Annotated in this window: 18 protein-coding genes; 8 read left to right on the forward strand and 10 right to left on the reverse strand. The window is 69.7% G+C overall.

Translation table 11 applies throughout. The features are described 5' to 3' along the window. Positions 1-40: 40 nt before the first annotated feature. From AC07OZ_RS09950 to AC07OZ_RS09970, 5 genes are all read right to left on the reverse strand, one after another. Positions 41-646: a DJ-1/PfpI family protein gene (locus tag AC07OZ_RS09950; RefSeq protein ID WP_495466976.1), complete on the reverse strand. Its 606-nt coding sequence runs from the start codon at positions 644-646 to the stop codon at positions 41-43. A gap of 76 nt (positions 647-722) precedes the next feature. Further along, positions 723-1088, reverse strand: coding sequence for a hypothetical protein (locus tag AC07OZ_RS09955; protein ID WP_495466977.1), 366 nt, complete (start codon positions 1086-1088; stop codon positions 723-725). Positions 1089-1090: 2 nt separating this feature from the next. After that, positions 1091-2314, reverse strand: a complete 1224-nt coding sequence (locus AC07OZ_RS09960; RefSeq protein ID WP_495466978.1) for an acetate/propionate family kinase — start codon at positions 2312-2314, stop codon at positions 1091-1093. Between the two features lie 3 nt (positions 2315-2317). Next, positions 2318-3109: an enoyl-ACP reductase FabI gene (gene fabI, locus AC07OZ_RS09965; RefSeq protein WP_495466979.1), complete on the reverse strand. Its 792-nt coding sequence runs from the start codon at positions 3107-3109 to the stop codon at positions 2318-2320. Further along, positions 3106-5385, reverse strand: coding sequence for a DUF3141 domain-containing protein (locus tag AC07OZ_RS09970; protein WP_495466980.1), 2280 nt, complete (start codon positions 5383-5385; stop codon positions 3106-3108). The genes fabI and AC07OZ_RS09970 overlap by 4 nt, the downstream gene beginning before the upstream one ends. A 119-nt stretch (positions 5386-5504) precedes the next feature. Here AC07OZ_RS09970 and AC07OZ_RS09975 point away from each other — a divergent pair, with 119 nt between their 5' ends. Beyond that, on the forward strand, positions 5505-6458 hold the full coding sequence (locus tag AC07OZ_RS09975; protein WP_495466981.1) for a phosphate acetyltransferase: 954 nt from the start codon (positions 5505-5507) through the stop codon (positions 6456-6458). On the opposite strand, the gene AC07OZ_RS09980 is transcribed toward AC07OZ_RS09975, so the two are convergent. From AC07OZ_RS09980 to AC07OZ_RS09990, 3 genes are all read right to left on the reverse strand, one after another. Next, entirely contained in the window at positions 6459-6983 is a 525-nt protein-coding gene (locus tag AC07OZ_RS09980) for a Dps family protein (RefSeq protein WP_067280034.1), read from the reverse strand. A gap of 345 nt (positions 6984-7328) precedes the next feature. Continuing rightward, the gene (locus AC07OZ_RS09985; protein WP_495466982.1) at positions 7329-8813 is read right to left on the reverse strand and encodes a catalase; all 1485 of its coding nucleotides are present in this window, start codon (positions 8811-8813) and stop codon (positions 7329-7331) included. 211 nt (positions 8814-9024) lie between these two features. Next, positions 9025-9945 carry a hydrogen peroxide-inducible genes activator gene (locus AC07OZ_RS09990; protein WP_297532779.1) on the reverse strand — a complete coding sequence of 307 codons (921 nt, stop codon included), beginning with the start codon at positions 9943-9945 and terminating at the stop codon, positions 9025-9027. Positions 9946-10045: 100 nt separating this feature from the next. Between AC07OZ_RS09990 and panB the strand changes: the two genes are divergently transcribed. The 3 genes from panB (at position 10046) to AC07OZ_RS10005 (ending at position 12673) form a co-directional block, all read left to right on the forward strand. Next, positions 10046-10909: a 3-methyl-2-oxobutanoate hydroxymethyltransferase gene (gene panB, locus AC07OZ_RS09995; protein WP_495466983.1), complete on the forward strand. Its 864-nt coding sequence runs from the start codon at positions 10046-10048 to the stop codon at positions 10907-10909. 2 nt (positions 10910-10911) lie between these two features. Continuing rightward, entirely contained in the window at positions 10912-11745 is an 834-nt protein-coding gene (panC, locus tag AC07OZ_RS10000; protein WP_495466984.1) for a pantoate--beta-alanine ligase, read from the forward strand. A 208-nt stretch (positions 11746-11953) separates the two neighbouring features. Beyond that, positions 11954-12673, forward strand: coding sequence for a peptidylprolyl isomerase (locus tag AC07OZ_RS10005; RefSeq protein WP_495466985.1), 720 nt, complete (start codon positions 11954-11956; stop codon positions 12671-12673). Between the two features lie 29 nt (positions 12674-12702). On the opposite strand, the gene recG is transcribed toward AC07OZ_RS10005, so the two are convergent. After that, entirely contained in the window at positions 12703-14742 is a 2040-nt protein-coding gene (recG, locus tag AC07OZ_RS10010; protein WP_495466986.1) for an ATP-dependent DNA helicase RecG, read from the reverse strand. 355 nt (positions 14743-15097) lie between these two features. On the opposite strand from recG, the gene AC07OZ_RS10015 reads away from it, so the two are divergent. The 4 genes from AC07OZ_RS10015 (at position 15098) to AC07OZ_RS10030 (ending at position 18943) form a co-directional block, all read left to right on the forward strand. Continuing rightward, the gene (locus AC07OZ_RS10015) at positions 15098-15859 is read left to right on the forward strand and encodes a substrate-binding periplasmic protein (protein ID WP_495466987.1); all 762 of its coding nucleotides are present in this window, start codon (positions 15098-15100) and stop codon (positions 15857-15859) included. Positions 15860-15875: 16 nt separating this feature from the next. After that, positions 15876-16919: a tRNA preQ1(34) S-adenosylmethionine ribosyltransferase-isomerase QueA gene (gene queA / locus AC07OZ_RS10020; protein WP_495466988.1), complete on the forward strand. Its 1044-nt coding sequence runs from the start codon at positions 15876-15878 to the stop codon at positions 16917-16919. 113 nt (positions 16920-17032) lie between these two features. Beyond that, positions 17033-18073, forward strand: coding sequence for an RNA polymerase sigma factor SigJ (sigJ, locus tag AC07OZ_RS10025; RefSeq protein WP_495466989.1), 1041 nt, complete (start codon positions 17033-17035; stop codon positions 18071-18073). A 195-nt stretch (positions 18074-18268) separates the two neighbouring features. Continuing rightward, entirely contained in the window at positions 18269-18943 is a 675-nt protein-coding gene (locus AC07OZ_RS10030) for a PEP-CTERM sorting domain-containing protein (RefSeq protein WP_495466990.1), read from the forward strand. A 96-nt stretch (positions 18944-19039) separates the two neighbouring features. On the opposite strand, the gene AC07OZ_RS10035 is transcribed toward AC07OZ_RS10030, so the two are convergent. Next, positions 19040-20218, reverse strand: coding sequence for a hypothetical protein (locus AC07OZ_RS10035; protein WP_495466991.1), 1179 nt, complete (start codon positions 20216-20218; stop codon positions 19040-19042). Positions 20219-20292 lie beyond the last annotated feature (74 nt).

The following is a 20292-nucleotide window of genomic DNA, read 5'->3' on the forward strand; positions in this document are numbered from 1 at the left end:
GGCTGCCGCCGACTCCTGGTGGTGGACGTCGCAGGGCCGCTCAGGCGGCGGTCATGAACGGGCGCACGCGGGCCAGCAGGCGCTCGACGTACTCGTCCTTCTCGCCCACCGGCGCGGCGTAGGTCAGCGCGTCGCGCGCGGCGGACTCGCCGGCCTTGCTCCACATGAGCCAGGCCGACAGGTACTGCGACGCCAGGCAGCCGCCCGAGGTCGCCACCGGGCCGCGGGCGTGGAAGGGCTCGTCGAGCACGCGCACGCCGGCCTCGACCAGCCAGGGACGTGTGGATGAATCAGTACAGGCCGGCGCATCGCCGAGCAGCCCCAGCCGCGCCACCAGCAGCGCACCGGAGCATTGCGACGCGATCAGCTGCCGCGTCGGATCGAGCTGCAGCCGGTCCAGCAGGGCCGAGTTCTCCGCGATGGCCCGCGTGTAGACGCCGGAGCCGAACCAGACGGCGTCGGCCTCGTTGGCCCATTCGAGAGGGTGTTTCAGCTGGACGGTCACGCCGTTCATCGAGGTGACCGACGGCCCCGGCCCGCACAGCTCGGCAGACCAGCCCAAGGGCTTGAGCCGGTTCAGCAGTCCGAGCGGGACGAAGCTGTCGATCTCGTTGAAGCCGTCGAAGGAAAGGATGGCGATGCGCATGAGGGAGACCCGGGAGGCCCGCAAGGCGATGCGGCCCACTGTAGCGCCGGTGCCCGCGGGGCCCAAGCCGTTGGGGTTATTGACCGCCGCCGGGGCCGCCTGGCGCCTGCGGCGCGTCCAGCGTCCCGAGTTGCGTGCCGATGCGCACCATCAGGTGCTGGCGCACGCGCTGCACGACCTCGGCCGCGTCCACCGGGCCGAGTTCCTCGGCCAGCCGGGCCTGGACCTCGTAGTGCAGGTAGAGCATGCCGCGCAGCTTCTCGAAGCCGCTCTCGTGGCCGTCGCCGCAGATGCGCAGGTCGTTGTCGAGCACGCGTTCGATGACGCCGGGATCGAGCAGCCGGACGTGGCACATGATCGCCAGCTGGGCGATCTGCAGGTCCACGTCCTCGACGGTCTTCTCCCACTCCTCGTGGCTGTGACGTTGCTTGGGCGTTCGCATGATCACTCCTCCCCGGCGAGCAGCCGGAACGTGTGGCGGGCCATCATGAGTTCCTCGTCGGTGGGGATGACCCAGGCCTCGCACCGGCTGTCGACGGTGCTGATCCGGCGCTCGGCCGGCCCCTCGCGGTTGGCGGCATCCTGCACCGACACCCCCAGCCACAGACAGCGCGACAGCACGCGCCGACGGATCTCCGCGGCATGCTCGCCGATTCCGGCGGTGAAGACCAGCCCGTCCAGGCCGCCCATTTCCGCCGCCAGCGCGCCGATCTCGCGGGCGACACGATGGACGAAGACATCGATCGCGAAGCGCGCCCGCGGCGCGTCGCTGGCCAGCAGCTGGCGCATGTCGCTGGAAATGCCGGACAGCCCCAGCAGGCCGGACTGCTTGTAGAGCAGGGTTTCGAGCTCGCGCGCGTCCATGCGCTGCTCGTCCATCAGATAGATCAGCACGCCGGGGTCGACCGCGCCGCTGCGCGTGCCCATGGGCAGGCCGTCGACGGCGGTGAAGCCCATGCTGCTGGCGATGCTGCGGCCGCGGTGCAGCGCGCAGGCGCTGGCGCCGTTGCCCAGGTGCAGGACGACGACGCGGCCGTCCGCCAGCCGCGGCGAGAGCGCCGGCAGCCGCGACGCGATGTACTCGTAGCTCAGGCCGTGGAAGCCGTAACGGCGCACGCCGGCCTCGAACAGCGCGTAGGGCAGGGCGAAAGCGTCGGCGACGTCGGACTGGCCGCGGTGGAAGGCGGTGTCGAAACTCGCGACCTGCGGCAGGCCCGGCAGCGCCGAGAAGGCGCGGCGGATGGGGGCCAGGTTGTGCGGCTGATGCAGCGGCGCCAGGGACACCAGCGTCTCGAGCTGGGCGAGCACCGGCGGCGTCACCCGGACCGGCTGCGCGAAGGCCGTGCCGCCGTGCACGACGCGGTGGCCGATGCCCAGCATCTCGATGCCGGGGAACTCGTGGGTGACGAATTCGACCAGGTGATCGAGGGCGCCCTCGTGCGTCAGCGTCTCGCCGACGGGCCAGTCGCGCGAGCCGGCTTTCGAGCCGTCGGCATGCGAGGCCTCGAAATGCGGCGTCGCGGTGCCTATCCCGTCGACCTGCGCGCGCAACTCGAGCCTCAGCGGGCCCAGCCGGCGGTCCTCGTGCAGCGAGTACATCGACAGCTTGATGCTGGACGAGCCCGCGTTGACGACGGCGATGAATTCACCTTCAAGTCGTGCATTCATTGCTCACCCCATGATGTGATAGCCGCCGTCGACGTAGAGCGTCGAGCCGGTGATGAGCCGCGCGTGATCGCCCGCGAGCATCGCGGTCGCGTAGCCGACGTCATCGATGGTCGCCAGCGCGTGGGCCGGCGCGCGTGCGGCGGCGTCCGCGAGCAGCTGGTCGAATTCCTCCAGGCCCGAGGCCGCGCGCGTCGCGATCGGCCCTGGCGAGATCGCGTGCACCCGGATGCCCGCCGGACCCAGTTCATGCGCCAGGTAGCGCACCGAGGCCTCCAGCGCGGCCTTCACCGGGCCCATCAGGTTGTAGTGCTCGACGACCTTGCTCGCGCCCTGGAAGCTCATCGTGAACAGCGTGCCGCCGGCGCCTCGCATCAGCGGCTCGGCCAGTCGCGCCATGCGGATGAAGCTGTGGCACGAGATGTCCATCGCCATCGCGAAACCGGCGGCGCTGCTGTCGATCAGCCGACCGTGCAGGTCGTCCTTCGGCGCGAAGGCGATCGAATGCAGCGCCGCGTGCAGCACGCCCCAGCGTTCGGAGAGGGCGGCGAAGACGGTGTCGAGCGCCTCGGGATCGCGCAGGTCCAGCGGCAGGAGGAGCTCGGCGCCGAGCTCGTCGGCGAGCGGCTTCACGTGCGGCAGCGCCTTGTCGTTGAGGTAGGTCAGCGCCAGGTCGGCGCCCATCGCGCGGAAGGCCCGGGCGCAGCCGTAGGCGATCGACTGGTCGTTGGCGATGCCGGTGATCAGCACCTTGCGCCCGGCCAGCAGCCGGCCGAACTGCACGGCGGCGGAGTTCATGCCACCGCCTTGCGGCGACGCGCGGGCTTGGGCGCGGGCGCCGCCGCGATCGAGACCGTGGCCGCTGTCGCCGTCGCTGCGCCGGGCGCCGACAGTGCGAGCGCCATGTCGGCGACGCGCGCCGGGTCGACGTGCAGCAGCTCGTGGACATAGCGCGCTGTCGGCGATTTCGGATCGGCAAGCTCGGATTCGCTCATCAGCACCGCGCTCGCGAGCGCCAAGGCCTGTTCGCGGTCCTCGAGCGTCGGGAGCAGCGTCGGCAGCGCGGCCATCGCCTCGTCCGGCGCGAAAGTGACGATCAACGCCTGCCGATGCAGCAGCGTCGCCCAGTCCTCGCCGGGCACCGCCTCGGCGGCGACGGCGCCTTCCGCCTCTTCGGCCATGCGGCGGTGGGAGTCGGCCAGCAACTGGCCCAGGACGAGCCCGCGCCGTTGCACGACGCCCCGATGTGCGAGCCCCGCGAGCAGGATGCGGCAGACCGCGTCGGCGAAGCCGCCTTGCTCGACCTGCTCCAACGCCATGCGACGACCTTCGCGTTCATCGGCGGCAGCGTGCGCGGTGCCGGAGGCGATGTCCGACTCGCGCGGCGGCAGCAGCGCGCCCAGGCCGTACGGCCCGTAGACCGCTTCGATCCAGTGCACGAGCGTCGCATCGCGCTGATGACCGAGACGGTCCAGCGATTCGCTGATCGCGCGGGAGCCGAGCTGTTCCCACTTCAACCATGGGTTCGCGGCATCGATGGTCTGGCGCTGCGCGCGAGCACCGTCGGCGGCCCGTTTGAGCCACGGCGCCAGCGGGTGCAGGTCGGACAGGGCCAGGTGTTGCTGGCGCAGCGGGTGCATCCAGCGCAGCCAGTCGCCGAGCGCCTTGCTCCCCACCGCGCGCACGGCCGGCTGCAGCCATTGGCGGTAGCGGCGCATGTTCATCTCGGACACCTGCGCGATCGTGCTGAACAGCGCCTCGTCGCGACGGCATTCCGGATTCAGTGCGCGCAGGTCGTCCACGGTGCGGGTCTCGAAGCTCACCGAGTAGTCGCCCGATTCCAGCGCGGCCAGTGGCGCCTCCGGATCGCGGGCATCGATCTTCATCTCGTACAGGCCGGGCGGCAGCGCGACGATCTGCTCGAGCGTGTCGAGGATCTGCTCATGCTCGCGCCGCGCGATGCCCCCGCCGACGAAGATGCCCAGATGACCGATCTTCGGATGCAGCATGTAGACGATGGTGCGGCCGGCCTTGACCAGCGCCTTCTCGCTGCCCCAGACGTCGATGATCCAGTCCAGCGCCTGCTGCGGCGGGGTGATGTTGTCGCCCCAGGACGCGAAGATCACCATCGGCGCGGCGATGTTGCGCAGGTCCAGCCGGTAGCCTTCCAGCTCGACCTCGCCGCGCGCGAGGCGGTTGCCGATGAAGAGGTTCTCGACGATGGACTCGATCTCCTCGCCGGTCATCCGGAAGTAGCCGCCCCACCAGCGCTCGAAGTCGAGGAAGCGTTCGCGCTCGGTGTCGACGTTGGCGTAGAGGTGGTAATACTTGTCCCACCAGCTGTTGGCGAGGTTGAGGTTCTCGAAGTTGGAGACCAGGTGCACGCCGTCGAAGCGGTCGCCGCCGAGGTCCGCCGACAGCGCCGACAGCCACGCGCCGCCGAGTGCGCCGCCCGCGTAGCGCATCGGGTTCTGCTCCGGCGAGCCGGCCCAGTACGACAGCGGCGCGCCGTTCAGCACGATCGGCCCCATCAGGTCGCTGCGCACGGCGGCCAGCGCGGCGACGGCCCAGCCGGCCTGGCAGTTGCCGATCACCGCGGGCAGTCCCGGCGCCTTCGGGTGGCGGCGGGTCACCTCCTCGATGAACTGCGCCTCGGCGCGGGCGACGTCGAGCAAGGTCTGACCCTCGACCGGTTCCGGCTCGAAGGTGATGAAGTAGACCGGGTGGCCGGCGCGCAGCGCGACGCCAATTTCCGAGTCCGGCTTGAAGCCGCCGATGCCGGGCCCGTGGCCCGCGCGCGGATCGATGACGACGATGGGCCGCCGCTTCGGGTCGACGACATCGCCGTCGGCCGGCAGGATGCGCAGCAGCGCGTAGTTGCAGGGCTGCGGCAGGTCGCGGCCGTCGATCAGCAGTTCATGTTCGAACTTCAGCAGCGCGGGCTTGCCCGCCTTCAGGTGGTCGAGGAACACGTTGCCGCGCTCGCGCATCGTGTCCAGCGTCAGCAGCGAGCGCTGCCACGCATCGGTCGCGTACGCTTGCCAGTCGTGGATCCAGTCGGACGTTCCGGACATTCGCATTGCTCCCAGCACCGCCTCGCGAGGTCCGCTCGGCTTGATTTGTTGCACCGCAGCATGCATCATCGACCGCGACTCGTTGTCAATGTCCGAGGGAGACGCAGGGTGATCGAACAATGACCGAACAAGCGCCCAGTGCCCATCCGCACTACGACCGCCTCATCGAAGCGGTGCGCGAGCTGCCGCCGTTGCGCATGGCGGTCGTTCACCCGTGCAATGACGTGTCCCTGCTCGCGGCGACGGAAGCGGCGGCGCTGGGCCTGATCGAGCCGATCCTGATCGGTCCGGCGGGCAAGGTGTCGGAGGCCGCAGCCGCGGCCGGCGTAGACCTTTCGCGCTACACGGTCGTCGACGTGCCGCACAGCCATGCGGCGGCGGAGATGGGCGTGGCGATGGCGCTCAAGGGCGAAGTCGACGCGCTGATGAAGGGCAGCCTGCACACCGACGAACTGATGGGTGCCGTCGTGCGGCGCGAGGGCGGTCTGCGGACCGCGCGGCGCATCAGCCACTGCTTCGTGATGGACGTGCCAGGTCATGCGCAGCCGCTGATCATCTCGGACGCGGCGATCAACATCCAGCCGACGCTGGAGGAGAAGGTCGACATCGTGCAGAACGCGATCGACCTCGCGCATGCGCTGCGGCTCCCGGAGGTGCGGGTGGCGCTGCTGTCGGCGATGGAGACGGTGAATCCGAAGGTGCCGTCGACGCTGGATGCGGCGGCGCTGTGCAAGATGGCGGACCGCGGACAGATCACCGGCGCGGTGCTGGACGGCCCGCTGGCGATGGACAACGCCATCGATCCCGAGGCCGCGCGCATCAAGGGCATCGTGTCGCCGGTGGCGGGCAAGGCGAACGTGCTGATCGTGCCCGACCTGGACGCGGGCAACATGCTCGCGAAGAGCCTGAGCTTCCTGGCGGAGGCCTACGCGGCGGGCGTGGTGCTCGGCGCGAAGGTGCCGATCGTGCTGACCAGCCGCGCCGATTCGCGCACGGCGCGGCTCGCGTCGTGCGCGCTGGCCTCGATGCTGGCGGAGGCCCGGCGGGCCGGGCGCATCAAGGCCGTGGGCTGATCACTCTTCCAGCAGCGAACGCAGCATCCACGCGGTCTGCTCGTGCACCGTCAGGCGCTGGGTGAGCAGGTCGGCGGTCGGCTCGTCGCTGGCCTTGTCGACCAGGTCGAACAGCGCGCGCGCGGTGCGGGCGACGCCTTCATGACCGTCGACCAGGATGCGGACCATGTCCAGCGCCTTGGGCGGCGTCGTCGGCGCATCCGGCAGCGAGCTCAGCGCCGCGAACTGCGCGTACGAACCCGGCGCCTTGTGACCCAGCGAGCGGATGCGCTCGGCGACCGGGTCCACGGCGTTCCACAGCTCGGTGTACTGGGCCATGAACATCGCGTGCAGCGAGTTGAACATCGGCCCCGTCACGTTCCAGTGGAAGTTGTGCGTGGTCAGGTACAGCGTGTAGGTGTCGGCCAGCAGCTTGGACAGGCCCTGCGCGATCGCGGCGCGGTCCTTGTCGCTGATGCCGATCTGGATGGACGGCGCGCCCTTGGCCGAAGCGGCTTTGGCGGGAGAGGGGCTCTTCTTGGCCATCGAGAGACTCCTTACGGGAATGGAAGACAAAAGACGCCTCGCAGCCTAACCGATCCGAGTGATTGGAAGGGTGACCGTGGGGCACGGCTGCGTTGCTACTTCGACATCTGGCGCGCTAGGCCGCGAGACCATGGGGCCTTGGCGGCAAGCGCCAAAACCCCAAGGTCTCCCGTCCCCGAACGACCGGGCGGCTCGGGCCTTGGGCCTACGCGACGCTGTGTTGCATCCAGTCGATCAACGACTGCGCATTCAGCGCGGCGCCGGCCACGACCAGCAGCCAACCCAGTGTGCGTTGTCCGGAACGTGGGGTCATGTCTTGCTCCTTACAGATGAAATCCGCCGGCGTCAGGCGGTGAACTCGATGTCGAGCGTGCTGAGCGCGGCGCGGACGACGCGGCCGTACGCAGGATCCGCCTTGTCGAAGTGACCCAGCTGGCGATCGATGATGAAGGCCGGCACGCCGCGCATCGATTCGGCGATGTTGCGACCCAGGCGCTGCTGCTGTTCCTCGCCGAGCAGGCGGAAGAGGGCGCCGGGCTGGGCGTAGTCGTCGTTGCCCTCGCGGTGGTCGAAGCGCGCCGCGTCGCCCTGCAGGCGCAGCGGGGGCTCGGCCACCGAGGGATCCTGCGTCGCGCCGCCGAAGCTGTTGGGCTCGTAGTACGCGTTCGGGTTGCCAGTCGGCGTGCGGAAGAACTTCATGGCCCCATCCTTGTGATAGTGATGGACGGGGCACTTGGGCGCGTTCACCGGCAGCGCTTCGTAATGCGTGCCGAGGCGGTAGCGGTGCGCGTCGGCGTAGCTGAAGATGCGCGCCTGCAGGACCTTGTCGGGGCTGAAGCCGATGCCGGGCACGATGTTGCTCGGCGAGAACGCGGCCTGCTCGATCTCCTCGAAGTAGTTCTCCGGGTTGCGGTTGAGCTCGAGCACGCCGACCTCGATCAGCGGGTACTCCGCATGCGGCCAGACCTTGGTCAGGTCGAAGGGGTTGTAGGAGGTCTTGTCGGCGTCGAGTTCCGGCATCACCTGCACGGACATCGTCCATTGCGGGAACTGGCCCTGTTCGATCGCGCCGAAGAGGTCTTCCTGGTAGCTCTCGCGGGACTGTCCGATGACGGCAGTGGCTTCGGCGTTGGTCAGCGTGCGATGACCCTGGCGCGTCTTGAAGTGGAACTTCACCCAGAAGCGCTCGCCATCGGCGTTCCAGAAGCTGTAGGTGTGGGAGCCGAAGCCGTCCATGAAGCGCGGGCTGACGGGGATGCCGCGGTCGCTCATCAGGATGGTGACCTGATGCAGGCTTTCGGGGGAGAGGCTCCAGAAGTCCCACGCGGCGGTGCCGGAACGCAGGTTGCTCACCGGGTGGCGCTTCTGCGTGCGGATGAAGTCGGGGAACTTCAGCGGGTCGCGGATGAAGAACACCGGGGTGTTGTTGCCGACCAGGTCCCAGTTGCCTTCGCCGGTATAGAACTTCAGCGAGAAGCCGCGGACGTCGCGTTCCGCATCGGCGGCGCCCAACTCGCCGGCGACCGTCGAGAAGCGCGCCAGCATCGGCGTCTGCTGTCCGACTTCGCCGAAGAGCTTCGCGCGGGTGAAGCGGGTGATGTCCTGCGTGACGGTCAGCGTGCCGAAGGCGCCCCAACCCTTGGCATGCACGACGCGCTCAGGAATGCGCTCGCGGTTCTGGTGGGCCAGCTTCTCGATCAGCTGGTAGTCCTGCATCAGGACGGGACCGCGCGGGCCGGCGGTCAGCGAGTTCTGGTTGTCGGCGATCGGCGCGCCGGCGCTCGTCGTCATGACCGGGCACTGGGCGGGATGTTCAGGCTTGGCGCTCATTCGGGGCACTCCTCGATGCTTCAGACAGGGACGCTTTTGTAGAGGTCCGGACCGGCGCTGCACTCTCCCGGAAGGAGGACGGCGACGGCGCATGAGGAGGACTTTAGGTAAATGCTATCGATGAAGATATTTGGATAGCTTAAGCGTGACGATTGGGAAAAACTAAAGCCGCCCTTGGGCGGCTTCGGTCAGGGGTCAGGCCTTGCGGGGCTTACGACAGCAACGTCACCCCTTTGAGCGTGCACGCGTACACCGCGTTGCGCAGCGCCGCGACCGCCTCGTAGCGGGTGAACGTGCGGCGCCACGCGAGCACGACGCGGCGCGTCGGCGCCGGGTCCTCGAACGGGACGTAGCGCAGGTGCGGCGGCACGTGGTCCGGCACGCTCAGCGCCGGCACCACCGTGACGCCCATCCCGGACGCCACCATGTGCTTGATGGTCTCCAGCGAGCTGCCCTCGAAGCTCTTCCGGATGCCTTCGGCGTCCGTCGAGAAGCGCGCGAATTCCGGGCAGACCTCCAGCACGTGATCGCGGAAGCAGTGGCCGTTGCCCAGCAGCAGCATCGTCTCCGCCTTGAGCTCCTCGGCGCTGATGCGCGGCTTCTTCGCCAGCGGATGCACCGCCGGCACCGCGACGACGAAGGACTCGTCGTACAGCGGCGCCACCGCCAGGCCCGCGTCGGGGAAGGGCTCTGCCATGATCGCGCAGTCCAGTTCGCCGGTGCGCAGCATGTCCAGCAGCTTCTGGGTGAAGTTCTCCTGCAGCATCAGCGGCATGCGCGGATAGAGGTCGATGCAATGCTTGACCAGCTCCGGCAGCAGGTAGGGCCCGATCGTGTAGATGATCCCCAGCCGCAGCGGCCCGTCCAGCGGATCCTTGCCGCGCTTGGCGATGTCCTTGATCGCGCTGGCCTGCTCGATCACCGACTGCGCCTGGCGCACGATGTCCTCGCCCAGCGGCGTCATCGTCACCTCGTTGGCGCCGCGCTCGAAGATCTTGACGTCGAGCTCCTCCTCCAGCTTCTTGATCGCCACCGACAAGGTCGGCTGGGAGACGAAGCAGGCTTCCGCGGCGCGGCCAAAATGGCGCTCGCGGGCGACGGCGACGATGTAGCGCAGTTCGGTCAGGGTCATGGCCGGCATTGTCCTCAGAAAGCGGCATCGTGGCACCGTCCCGGTACACTGCCGCCCCACCCCCCCGGACCCTCCCCGGACCTGCCTCCAGGGGACACGCATGACCGAACAGACCTCCCCCCCGACTTCCCTCTACGCCGTGCCGCGCGCGGCCGGCACGTCGCCCGACCGCAAGCCGGTCACGCTGCAGCGCCTGCTCGACATGCATGCCGCCGGCGAGAAGATCGCGATGCTGACCGCCTACGACGCCACCTTCGCGCATGCGATGGAGGACGCCGGCGTGGACTCGATCCTGATCGGCGATTCGCTGGGCAATGTCGTGCAGGGCCTGCAGACGACGGTGCCGGTCACGCTGGAGGCGATGGTCTATCACACGGCCAACGTGGCGCGCGCGCGCCGCGTCGCCTGGGTCATCGCGGACCTGCCGTTCGGCACGTACCACGAGTCGCCGCAGGTGGCCTGGAAGAACGCGATGCAGCTGGCGCAGGCCGGCGCGCACATGGTCAAGCTCGAGGGCGGCGGCTGGACCACCGAGGCGGTCCGCTTCCTCACCGAGCGCGGCATCCCCGTGTGCGCCCACCTCGGCCTGACGCCGCAGACCGTCACCGCGCTGAGCGGCTTCAAGGTGCAAGGCCGCGACGAGGCCGGCGCCGCGCGCATCAAGGCGCATGCGCGCGAACTGGTCGACGCCGGCGCACAGATGCTGCTGCTGGAGATGGTGCCGGCGGCGCTGGCCGGCGAGCTCACCCGCTCGCTGGGCGTGCCGGTCATCGGCATCGGCGCGGGCGCGGAGTGTTCCGGCCAGGTGCTGGTGATGCACGACATGCTCGGCGTGGGCGGCGGCCGCAAGCCGCGCTTCGTGCGCGACTTCATGCAAGGCGCGGCCTCCATCGGCGAGGCCTTCTCGCGTTACGTCACCGACGTGAAGTCGGGCGCCTTCCCGGCCGCCGAGCACACCTACTGATCATGAAGATCCACCACGACATCGCCGGCCTGCGCGCCGCGCTCGCGGGCGGCCGCCCGGTCGCGTTCGTGCCCACGATGGGCAACCTGCACGACGGCCATCTGGCGCTGGTGCGCCAGGCCCGCGCGGCGGTCGGTCCGGACGGCCTCGTCGTCGCCAGCATCTTCGTCAACCGGCTGCAGTTCGCGCCGCACGAGGACTTCGACCGCTATCCCCGCACGCTCCCGCGCGATGCCGAACTGCTCGAGGGCGCCACCTGCGACCTCGTCTTCGCGCCCGACGAGCGCGAGATGTACCCCGAGCCGCAGGGCTACAAGGTGCATCCGCCGGCGGAACTGGCCGACATCCTCGAGGGCCATTTCCGCCCCGGCTTCTTCATCGGCGTCTGCACCGTGGTCGCGAAACTGTTCCAGATCGTCCAGCCGGACGCCGCCGTCTTCGGCAAGAAGGACTACCAGCAGCTGATGGTGATCCGCCGCATGGTCGACCAGCTGGCGATGCCGATCCGCATCCTCGCGGGCGAGACCGAGCGCAATGCCGATGGCCTGGCGCTGTCCTCGCGCAACGGCTATCTGAGCGAGCAGCAGAAGCAGGACGCGCTGATGCTGTCGCGCACCCTGAAGGCGATGATCGCGCGCTGGTCCGCGGGCGAGCGGGACCTCGAACGCGTCGAGTCCGAGGCGATGGCCTCGCTGCGCGATGCGGGCTGGGCGCCGGACTACCTGACGCTGCGCCGGCGTCACGACCTCGGCGCCGCGCGCGACGGCGAACCGCTGGTGGCGCTGGCGGCCGCGCGGATCGGCCAGACGCGCCTGATCGACAACCTCGAGTTCTGAAACCGGACGTGTCTTTCCGACAGAAATCCTGGGCACTTCAGAACCCGCAGAGTGAGGTCCGACACTCTGTAAAGGCGGCGTTAGGGAAAGCCCGGTCTCATTTCGTGCGGCGCACGCACCGGGCCCCATGACTTGTGTCGGTCCGCCCACGATACTTCGCCCTTCTTTGCCAGAAAGCGGGAGCCACGAGCTCCCATCGCGAGCCCACATGAAGCCGATTTCCATCACTTCCCCGATGTCCTCCAAGCCCCGTCTGCTGGCGTTGTCCGCCGCGCTCGGCGGTGCACTGATGCTGGCTGCCTGCGGCGGCGGCAGCGACAACGACAGCGGCACGCCGACCCAGACGCCGAAGCCGAACCCGGTGCCGGTCGCGCCGACCACCACGTGCAGCACGGCCGGCGTCGCCGCCGCGAACGCGAGCACCGCCGCGAGCGTCGTGTGCATGCTGACCAGCGACGGCGAGATGGTCGTGGAGCTGGACTCCCGCACGCCGATCACGACCGCCAACTTCCTGAAGTACGTCAACGCGAAGTACTACGACAACACGATCTTCCATCGCGTGGTGCCGGGCTTCGTCGCGCAGGGCGGCGGCTTCATCACGGGTTATGCGCCCAAGGCCCCCGGCACCGACCTGGGTGGCACCATCAAGCTCGAGACCAACGTCGGCGTGTCCAACCTGAAGTACACGATCGCGATGGCACGGACGGGCGTGCCTGACTCGGCGACGAGCCAGTTCTTCTTCAACTCGGTCGACAACAACACGGTGCTGGACTACAAGAGCGCCGCCGACCCGGGCTACGCCGCGTTCGGTCGCGTGATCCTGGGCCAGGCCACGATCGACAAGATCAACGCCGAACCGCAGCTCTACAGCGGCGCCGAGACCCCGGCGACCGAAGTCCTGCTGTACTGGGTGATCCGGCTGAAGTGATCCGGCTGGCGTGACCAAGGCTTGAGCGATCAGGCCTTGAGGTATTCGGTCTTGTGACCGAGCCAGCGCTCGACCTGCAGCCGCGCCGCGCGCGGTTGCTCGTCGAGCAGCCGGGGCGCCAGCGCCCGCGCCGCGCTCAGCAGCGGCGCATCTTCCTGCAGATCGGCGAAGCGCAGCAGCTGCGCGCCGCTCTGGCGCGCGCCCATGAATTCCCCCGGCCCGCGGATGTCGAGGTCGCGCCGCGCGATCTCGAAGCCGTCCGTGGTCTCCGCCATTGCGCGCAGACGCGCCTTGCCGGTGTCCGACAGCGGCCCGGTGTAGATCAGCACGCACACGCTGGCGACCGATCCCCGTCCGACGCGGCCGCGCAACTGGTGCAGCTGCGACAGGCCGAAGCGCTCCGCGTGCTCGATGACCATCACGCTGGCGTTGGGCACGTCGACGCCGACCTCGATGACGGTCGTCGCGACGAGGATCTGCATCTGCCCGCCGCTGAACAGCGACATCACCGCGGCCTTCTCCGCCGACGGCATGCGGCCGTGCAGCAATCCGACCATCTTCCCCGGCAACGCCGCGCCGAGCTCGGCATGCGTCTCGGTGGCGTTCTTGAGATCGAGGGCTTCCGACTCCTCGATCAACGGACAGACCCAGTACACCTGCCGCCCGTCTTCGACGGCGGCGGCGATCTTCTCGATGACGTCGTCGCGTCTGCCGTCGGCGAAGACGCGCGTGACGATGGGACTGCGACCCGGCGGCAGCTCGTCGATCGTGGACACGTCCAGATCGGCGAAGTAGGTCATGGCCAGCGTGCGCGGGATCGGCGTTGCGCTCATCATCAGCAGGTGCGGCTCGAGCGGGCCTGAACCCGGCGCTCCCGCGCCGTCGGCGCCGGCCGCCTCGTCCGCAAGCTTCTTGCGCAGCGCCAGCCGTTGCGCGACGCCGAAGCGGTGCTGCTCGTCGATGATCGCCAGCCCCAGGCGGTGGAAGCGCACCTTGTCCTCGATCACCGCGTGCGTGCCAACGATCAGCGTGGCCTCGCCCGAAGCGGCCGCATCAAGCATCTTCTGCCGGGCCTTGCCCTTGATGCTGCCGGTGATCCAAGCGACGCGGATGCCCAGCGGCTCCAGCCAGCCGATGAGCTTGCGGAAGTGCTGCTCGGCCAGGATCTCGGTGGGTGCCATCAGCGCGCATTGCCAGCCGGCGTCGATCGCCACGGCCGCCGCGAGCGCGGCCACCACGGTCTTGCCCGAGCCGACGTCGCCCTGCAGCAGCCGGTGCATCGGCTGCGGGCGGGCGAGGTCGGCGGCGATCTCCTCGGCGACGCGGTGCTGCGCGCCCGTCAGCGCGAAGGGCAAGGCGGCGAGCAGCCGTTCATGCAGGCCGCCCGGCGCGCCGCGCAGCGGTGGCGCGCGCAGATGGGCGCGCTCGCGCTGCGCGCGTTGCTGGCTGAGCTGCTGCGCGAGCAGCTCCTCGAACTTGAGTCGTTGCCACGCGGGGTGGGTGTGGTCCTCCAGCGTGGACAGACCGGCCGACGGTGGCGGATGGTGCAGGAAGTTGAGCGCGTCGCGCAGCGCGGGCAGCCCCTTGGGCACCAGCGCCAGCGGCAGCACTTCATCCAGCGGCGCTCTGCGCAGCGCGGACGCGACGGCCTTGCGCAGGTAGGCCTGCGGCAGCTGGGCGCTGGTCGGGTAGACGGGCGTCAGCGAGGTCGACAGCGGCGTGTCCGCGTCGACCTTGCGGAAGTTGGGATGGACCATCTCGCGGCCGAAGAAGCCGACGCGGATCTCGCCGCGCACGCGCACGCGGTTGCCGACGGCCATCGTCTTCTGATGCGCGGGATAGAAGTGGAGGAAGCGCAGCGCCAGCAGCGCGCCGCCGTCGTCGCGCAGCTTGACCAGCAGTTGCCGGCGGCCGCGGATCTCGATGCGGCACTCGATGACCTCGCCCTCGCACTGGAGCGTGTCGCCGTCGCGCGCGTGGTCCAGCGGCGTCAGCGTGGTCTCGTCCTCGTAGCGCAGCGGCAGGTGCAGCGCGAGGTCGATGTCGCGCGTCAGGCCCATCTTCTCCATCGCCTTCTGGGGCGCGGACCGGGGCGCCGCGGCCTCTCCGCCCGCTCCCGCGCGACCCGGTTTCGCGGGCGGCGGCGGAGACGATGGAGCGGTGCTGGCCTCGGACATATGGGGGAGGATTCTGCCTCGGGGGAGGAGGGGGATGAAGGCGGAGGGATGCAGAGGAAGGCGTCGATCCGCGTGCCCGATGCCGACGCGTTTTCAGCGCGGCCGTGATCGATTGCCGGTTCACCGCGCCGTTCTGGCGTCCGCACCCGGGTCGGGGAGGGGCCGTTCGCCACGGGCGGCTGCTAGGCTGGCCTGGACGCGCCTGCCGGCCGTCCAGCCGTCATCGATCCATCTGCCCCGTCCGCCCATGATCACCCGCCGCGAGAGCCTGCTCTGGCTCGCCGCCACCGCCGTGCCGGCGCTGCCGGCGCGCGCGGCCAATGCGGGCGATGCGCCGGTACGGATGGTCGCCACCGAGTTCCCGCCCTACACCGGCAGCGCCTTGGCCGGCGGCGGCATCGCCTGTGAGATCACGCGCGCCGCCCTGCATCAGGCGGGCCGGTCGATGGAACTCACCTTCCGCCCGTGGGCGCGCGCGCTGCTGGAGTTCCAGCGCGGCGAACACGACGGCGTCATCGGCACGTGGCGTTCGACCGAGCGCGAGCGCACCATGCGCTTCCCGCAACCGCTGGGCATCCTCAACCAGGTCGGCTTCATGGCGAGGGCGGATCACCGGCGCCGCATCGACGACCTCGCCGCGCTGCACGACCTGCGCATCGGCGTGGTCCACGGTTATGCGAATCCGCCGCGCTTCGACGCAGCGAACCTGCCGGTCGAGGGTGCCGTCGACGACCTCGCCAACCTGCGCAAGCTGCTGGCCGGTCGCGTTGATCTGGCGCTGATCGACAAGGGTGTCGGCGCGCACCTGCTGGAGACGCATCTGCGCGCCGCCGCCGGCAAGCTGGTGTGGCTGGAGCCCTCGGTGTCGGAGATCCCGCTGTACACGGTGTTCTCGAAGATCCGTCCCGAGGGCGAGCGATTCGCCGCCGCGCTGAGCCGCGGCCTCGGCGAGTTGCAAGGCAGTGGCCGGCTGGCCATGCTGCTGCAGCAAGGGGCGCGCTGGCAGTAGTGGGAAAATCGCTCCCATGTCCCGAACCTTCTCGGTGAGCGATTTCGATTTCGCTCTGCCCTCCGATCTCATCGCCCAGCACCCCGCCGCGGAACGCAGCGCCTCGCGTCTGCTCGACGGCCGGTCCGATCCACCCGTCGACCGCGTGTTCCGCGAGCTGCCCGACCTGCTGAACCCGGGTGACCTGCTGGTGTTCAACGACACCAAGGTCATCAAGGCCCGCCTGTACGGCGCCAAGGCCAGCGGCGGCGCGGTCGAGGCGCTGGTCGAGCGCGTGCTGCCCGGCACCCGCGAGGTCTGGGCCCACATGCGTGCCAGCAAGAGCCCGAAGGCGGGCGCGGTGGTGCGCTTCGCCGACGCCTTCGACGCCGAGGTTCTCGGCCGCTGCGGGCCGGACGACGGCCTCTTCCACCTGCGCCTGTCCGGCGACCCCTTCGAGCTGCTCGAGCAGCACGGCCACGTGCCGCTGCCGCCCTACATCGAGCACGGCGACTCGGCCGACGACGTGCGGCGCTACCAGACCGTGTTCGCGCGCGAGCCCGGCGCCGTGGCCGCGCCGACGGCCGCGCTGCACTTCGACGAGGCGCTGCTCGCGCGGCTGGCCGAACGCGGCGTCGGCACGGCGCACGTGACGCTGCACGTCGGCGCCGGCACCTTCCAGCCGGTGCGCGTCGAGTCGCTGGCCGAGCACAAGATGCACAGCGAGTGGTTCCAGGTCACGCCCGAGACCGTCGACGCGATCGCGCGCTGCCGCGCCGCGGGCGGCAAGGTCACGGCCGTCGGCACCACGACGCTGCGCGCGCTGGAATCGGCGGCACTCGGCGGCGGGCTCAAGGCCGGCGCGCGCGAGACCGACATCTTCATCACGCCTGGCTTCGACTTCCAGGTCGTCGACCGGCTGGTGACCAACTTCCACCTGCCCAAGAGCACCCTGATGATGCTGGTGTCGGCCTTTGCCGGCTACGAGCCGATCATGGCGCTCTACCGCCACGCGATCGAACGGCGCTACCGCTTCTTCAGCTACGGCGACGCGATGCTGCTGGAGCGCGCCGGGCGCTGACCGACGAGGGCTCGCTTCCGGGCCGGCCCCTGTTCCGCTGAGGTGTGTCGCGCGCCGTGTCACATCGGCGTAGGCTGCGTCGTCTTGTGAGCAAGACGACTCCGGACGACCCCATGACCGACACCGCTCCCGACACCGCTCCCGACGCTGCTCCCGGTGCCCCTGCCGCCGGCACGCCCGTGCTCGATCCCTCGCCGGCCGCGCGCGCGCTGCGCTACGACCGCGATCACGCCCGTTCGCTGCGGGCGCTGGCCTACCGCATGCTGGGATCGCGCGCCGAGGCCGAGGACATCGTCCAGGAGGCCTGGCTGCGCTGGGCCGATGTCGACGAGTCGACCGTGCGTCACGCCGGCGCATTCCTGTCGCGGCTGGTGACCAACCTCTGCCTGGACCGGCTGCAGTCGGCGGCGATGCGTCGCGAGCAGTACGTCGGCGTCTGGCTGCCGGAGCCGCTGGTCGACGAGGCCGGCGACTGGTCGCCGAACCCCGAGGCGCAGGCGGAGTTCGCGCAGGACGTGTCGGTGGCGTTCATGCTGACGCTGGAGCGGCTCTCCCCGCTCGAGCGCGCCGCCTTCCTGCTGCACGAGGTGTTCGAACTGGACTTCGACGAGATCGCACGCCGCCTGAACCGCAGCGCCGCGGCGTGCCGCCAGCTGGCGAGCCGCGCGCGACAGCACGTCAAGGCGGACTACGCGCGCCACGAGGTCGAGGATGAGGAGCGCCAGCGCCTGTTCCAGGCCTTCATGGGGGCCTTGCAGTCCTTCGACGTCGAAGGACTGGCCAAGGTGCTGACCGACGACGCGGTGCTGCTGGCGGACGGCGGCGGCAAGGTCTCCGCGGTGCCGCGGATGCTCGAAGGCGGCGCCCTGGTGGCGCGGACCTTCGTGGGCTTCGTGAAGATGCCGACCGCGCGCGACTGGCGCGTCCGCCCCGCGCGGGTCAACGGCCTGCCGGGCTACATCGTCTACGACGTGGCCGGCGAACCGATCCAGACCGTCGCGCTGCGACCCGCGCCGGAAGCGGGTCGGGTCAGCGCGATCTATGTCCAGCGCAATCCCGACAAGCTCGGTCACCTGCCGCGGATCGAGCCGCTCGCACCGGCCGGTCCCGTTCCGACGTCGATGTCCCCGGCGCCCGGCGACGGTGCGGCGTGAATCGGAAGTGGGCGTGATGCGCCCATTCGGCGCGATCGCGCGCCGTTCTGGCGCGAAATGACAGTTCAGGCAACACCCGACCCCTCTTTCGGACTGTGGTGTCCCCCCGTGCCCACGGGGGGTTGTGGACGTTTGGGAATCCCTATGTTTAGGGACAATCGAGCCCACAAGACCTACCTCTGCTCGGGATCCACCATGACGCTGTTTGCACGCACCTTGATCGCCGCCGCCGCCGCGCTGTTCAGCGGCCTGGCCGCCGCCGCTTCCATCGGGGGCCTGGTGAACACGGGTGCCGGACAGGCGGCCGGCAGCACCGACACCAACTACAAGTACACGGCCACCGGCGAAGCGGCCGGTCTGAACGGCTTCGGCGTCGTCAGCAACGGCAATGCGGATCCGTTCCCGAGCTGGCTGCCCAACACCTCGTCCTCGTCGTGGCTGATCCCGGGTGCCGACCAGAACACGAACTACAGCCCGACGGGCAATTCGACGTTCACCTGGACGCTGAACTTCGACCTGACCGGTTTCGATGCCAGCAGCGCCTCGTTCAGCGGCCACTGGGCGGCGGACAACAACGGCGTGCTGCTGCTCAACGGCGTGGCGATCTCGACGATCTCCGGCCAGCGCGGCTATGCGGACTGGACCTCGTTCTCGGCCTCGAGCGGTTTCCTCGCGGGCGTGAACACCCTGCAGTTCGTCGTGACCGACACCGTGGACCAGACCTACAACTTCACCGGCCTGCGCGCGGAGTTCCTGAGCTCCAACGTCAACGCCGCGGTCGCCCCGGCCGTCCCGGAGCCGCACACCTACGCGCTGATGCTGGCGGGCCTGGGCGCGCTGGGCTTCCTGGCGCGCCGCCGCCGCGGCTGATCACCCGGATCGGGGCGCCGGGCCCCTCGCGAAAGAAGCCGCTGAGCGATCAGCGGCTTTTTTGTTGCCGCACGGTCCACGGGCATCGTGCCGGGCTCACCAGTAGCTGTCGCAAGGGGCGTGGTACGGGATCTTGCGCTTCAGCGTCGTGGAGCCTTCGACCGGCACGACGCGCGCCACGACCGTCAGGAGTTCGTCGATCTGGACATCGGCCCCTCCCAGTTCGGTGGACAGCAGCACCGCCGGATGGCGGAGCGGACTCCCCGCGATCTGCACCGGCGGCAGTCCGTAGGCCAGCGCCACCTGCCGGGAATTGCCGAGCAGCGACGACGCCGAGAAGACCTGGCCCGAGCGCGTCCTGCCCGAGCGCGTGCTGAAGAAGCACAGGTTGCCTCGAGCGGTCACCGAGAGGCCGGCGGTGACGGTGTCGTCCGCCGTCCGTCGTGATCCCCAGGGCGGGGGCAGGTCCAGGGCGCCCGCGATCACGCGGCCACTGGCGCCTGCATCGAAGCCCAACAGGATCGAACTGCTGCCGTCGATCCAGGGCACGGCGAAGCGGGCCTTGGTCAGGAGCTGCAGCATGCGATCCGACGGCACCCGCGCGCGCACGACGACGGCTGGTTCGTCCTCCGCCGTCCATGCCGGCGTCGCGATCTGCCGGCGTGATGAGCTCACGCGGAGATTCCGCTTGCGTTCGATGATCTGCGGCATCCGGCACCAGTGGTCGGGCTGGTCATAACCCGGGTTGCCCACCATCTTGCGGTGATGCGCGCCACACACCAGCGGGTGTGCCTTGGTGAGCGTCGGTGGACCGGAGGCGCCTGCGATGACCGGTGTGCAATGCCTGCCGTCCGTGGAATGGCACATGAGGTCGCCGGCCGGCGTCTCCGACAGCCAGAACGGGGCGCCGAGCGTGCTGTAGTCCTGCCACTTGGCGAACAGCGTCGCATAGGCCGACCGGCACCAGTGACGCTCCCCGGAGAGCTCGTCGCCGTCGTTGTAGCCGGTGACGTTCCACGCGCTGAGCCGGTGAGCCGCGCCGCACACGAGCGGTCGCACCTGCGCGCGCGGGATGGCGCGCGGGTCGGCCACGCTGCCGCGCCAGGCGCAGCTCGTGCCGTCGTAGCTGAAGCAGCTCAGGTTGCCGTCGGCTTCGAGCCGCACCCATCCGCCATCCCACGCGGTCCACGGTTTCCGGGGAGGTGAGACGGCGAGGGCGGCATCGGAAACGGCGCTGCCGAGCACGAGCACGGCGGCCAGGAGGGCGGAACGCATGAGGGCTCCTCAAGAGGCGAAGGAGCGCGCTCAGTGCCTGGCGGCGATGTCGATCGCCCACGAAAAAGCCGCCG

The organism is Roseateles sp. GW821-FHT09G03 (genome assembly GCF_059416045.1).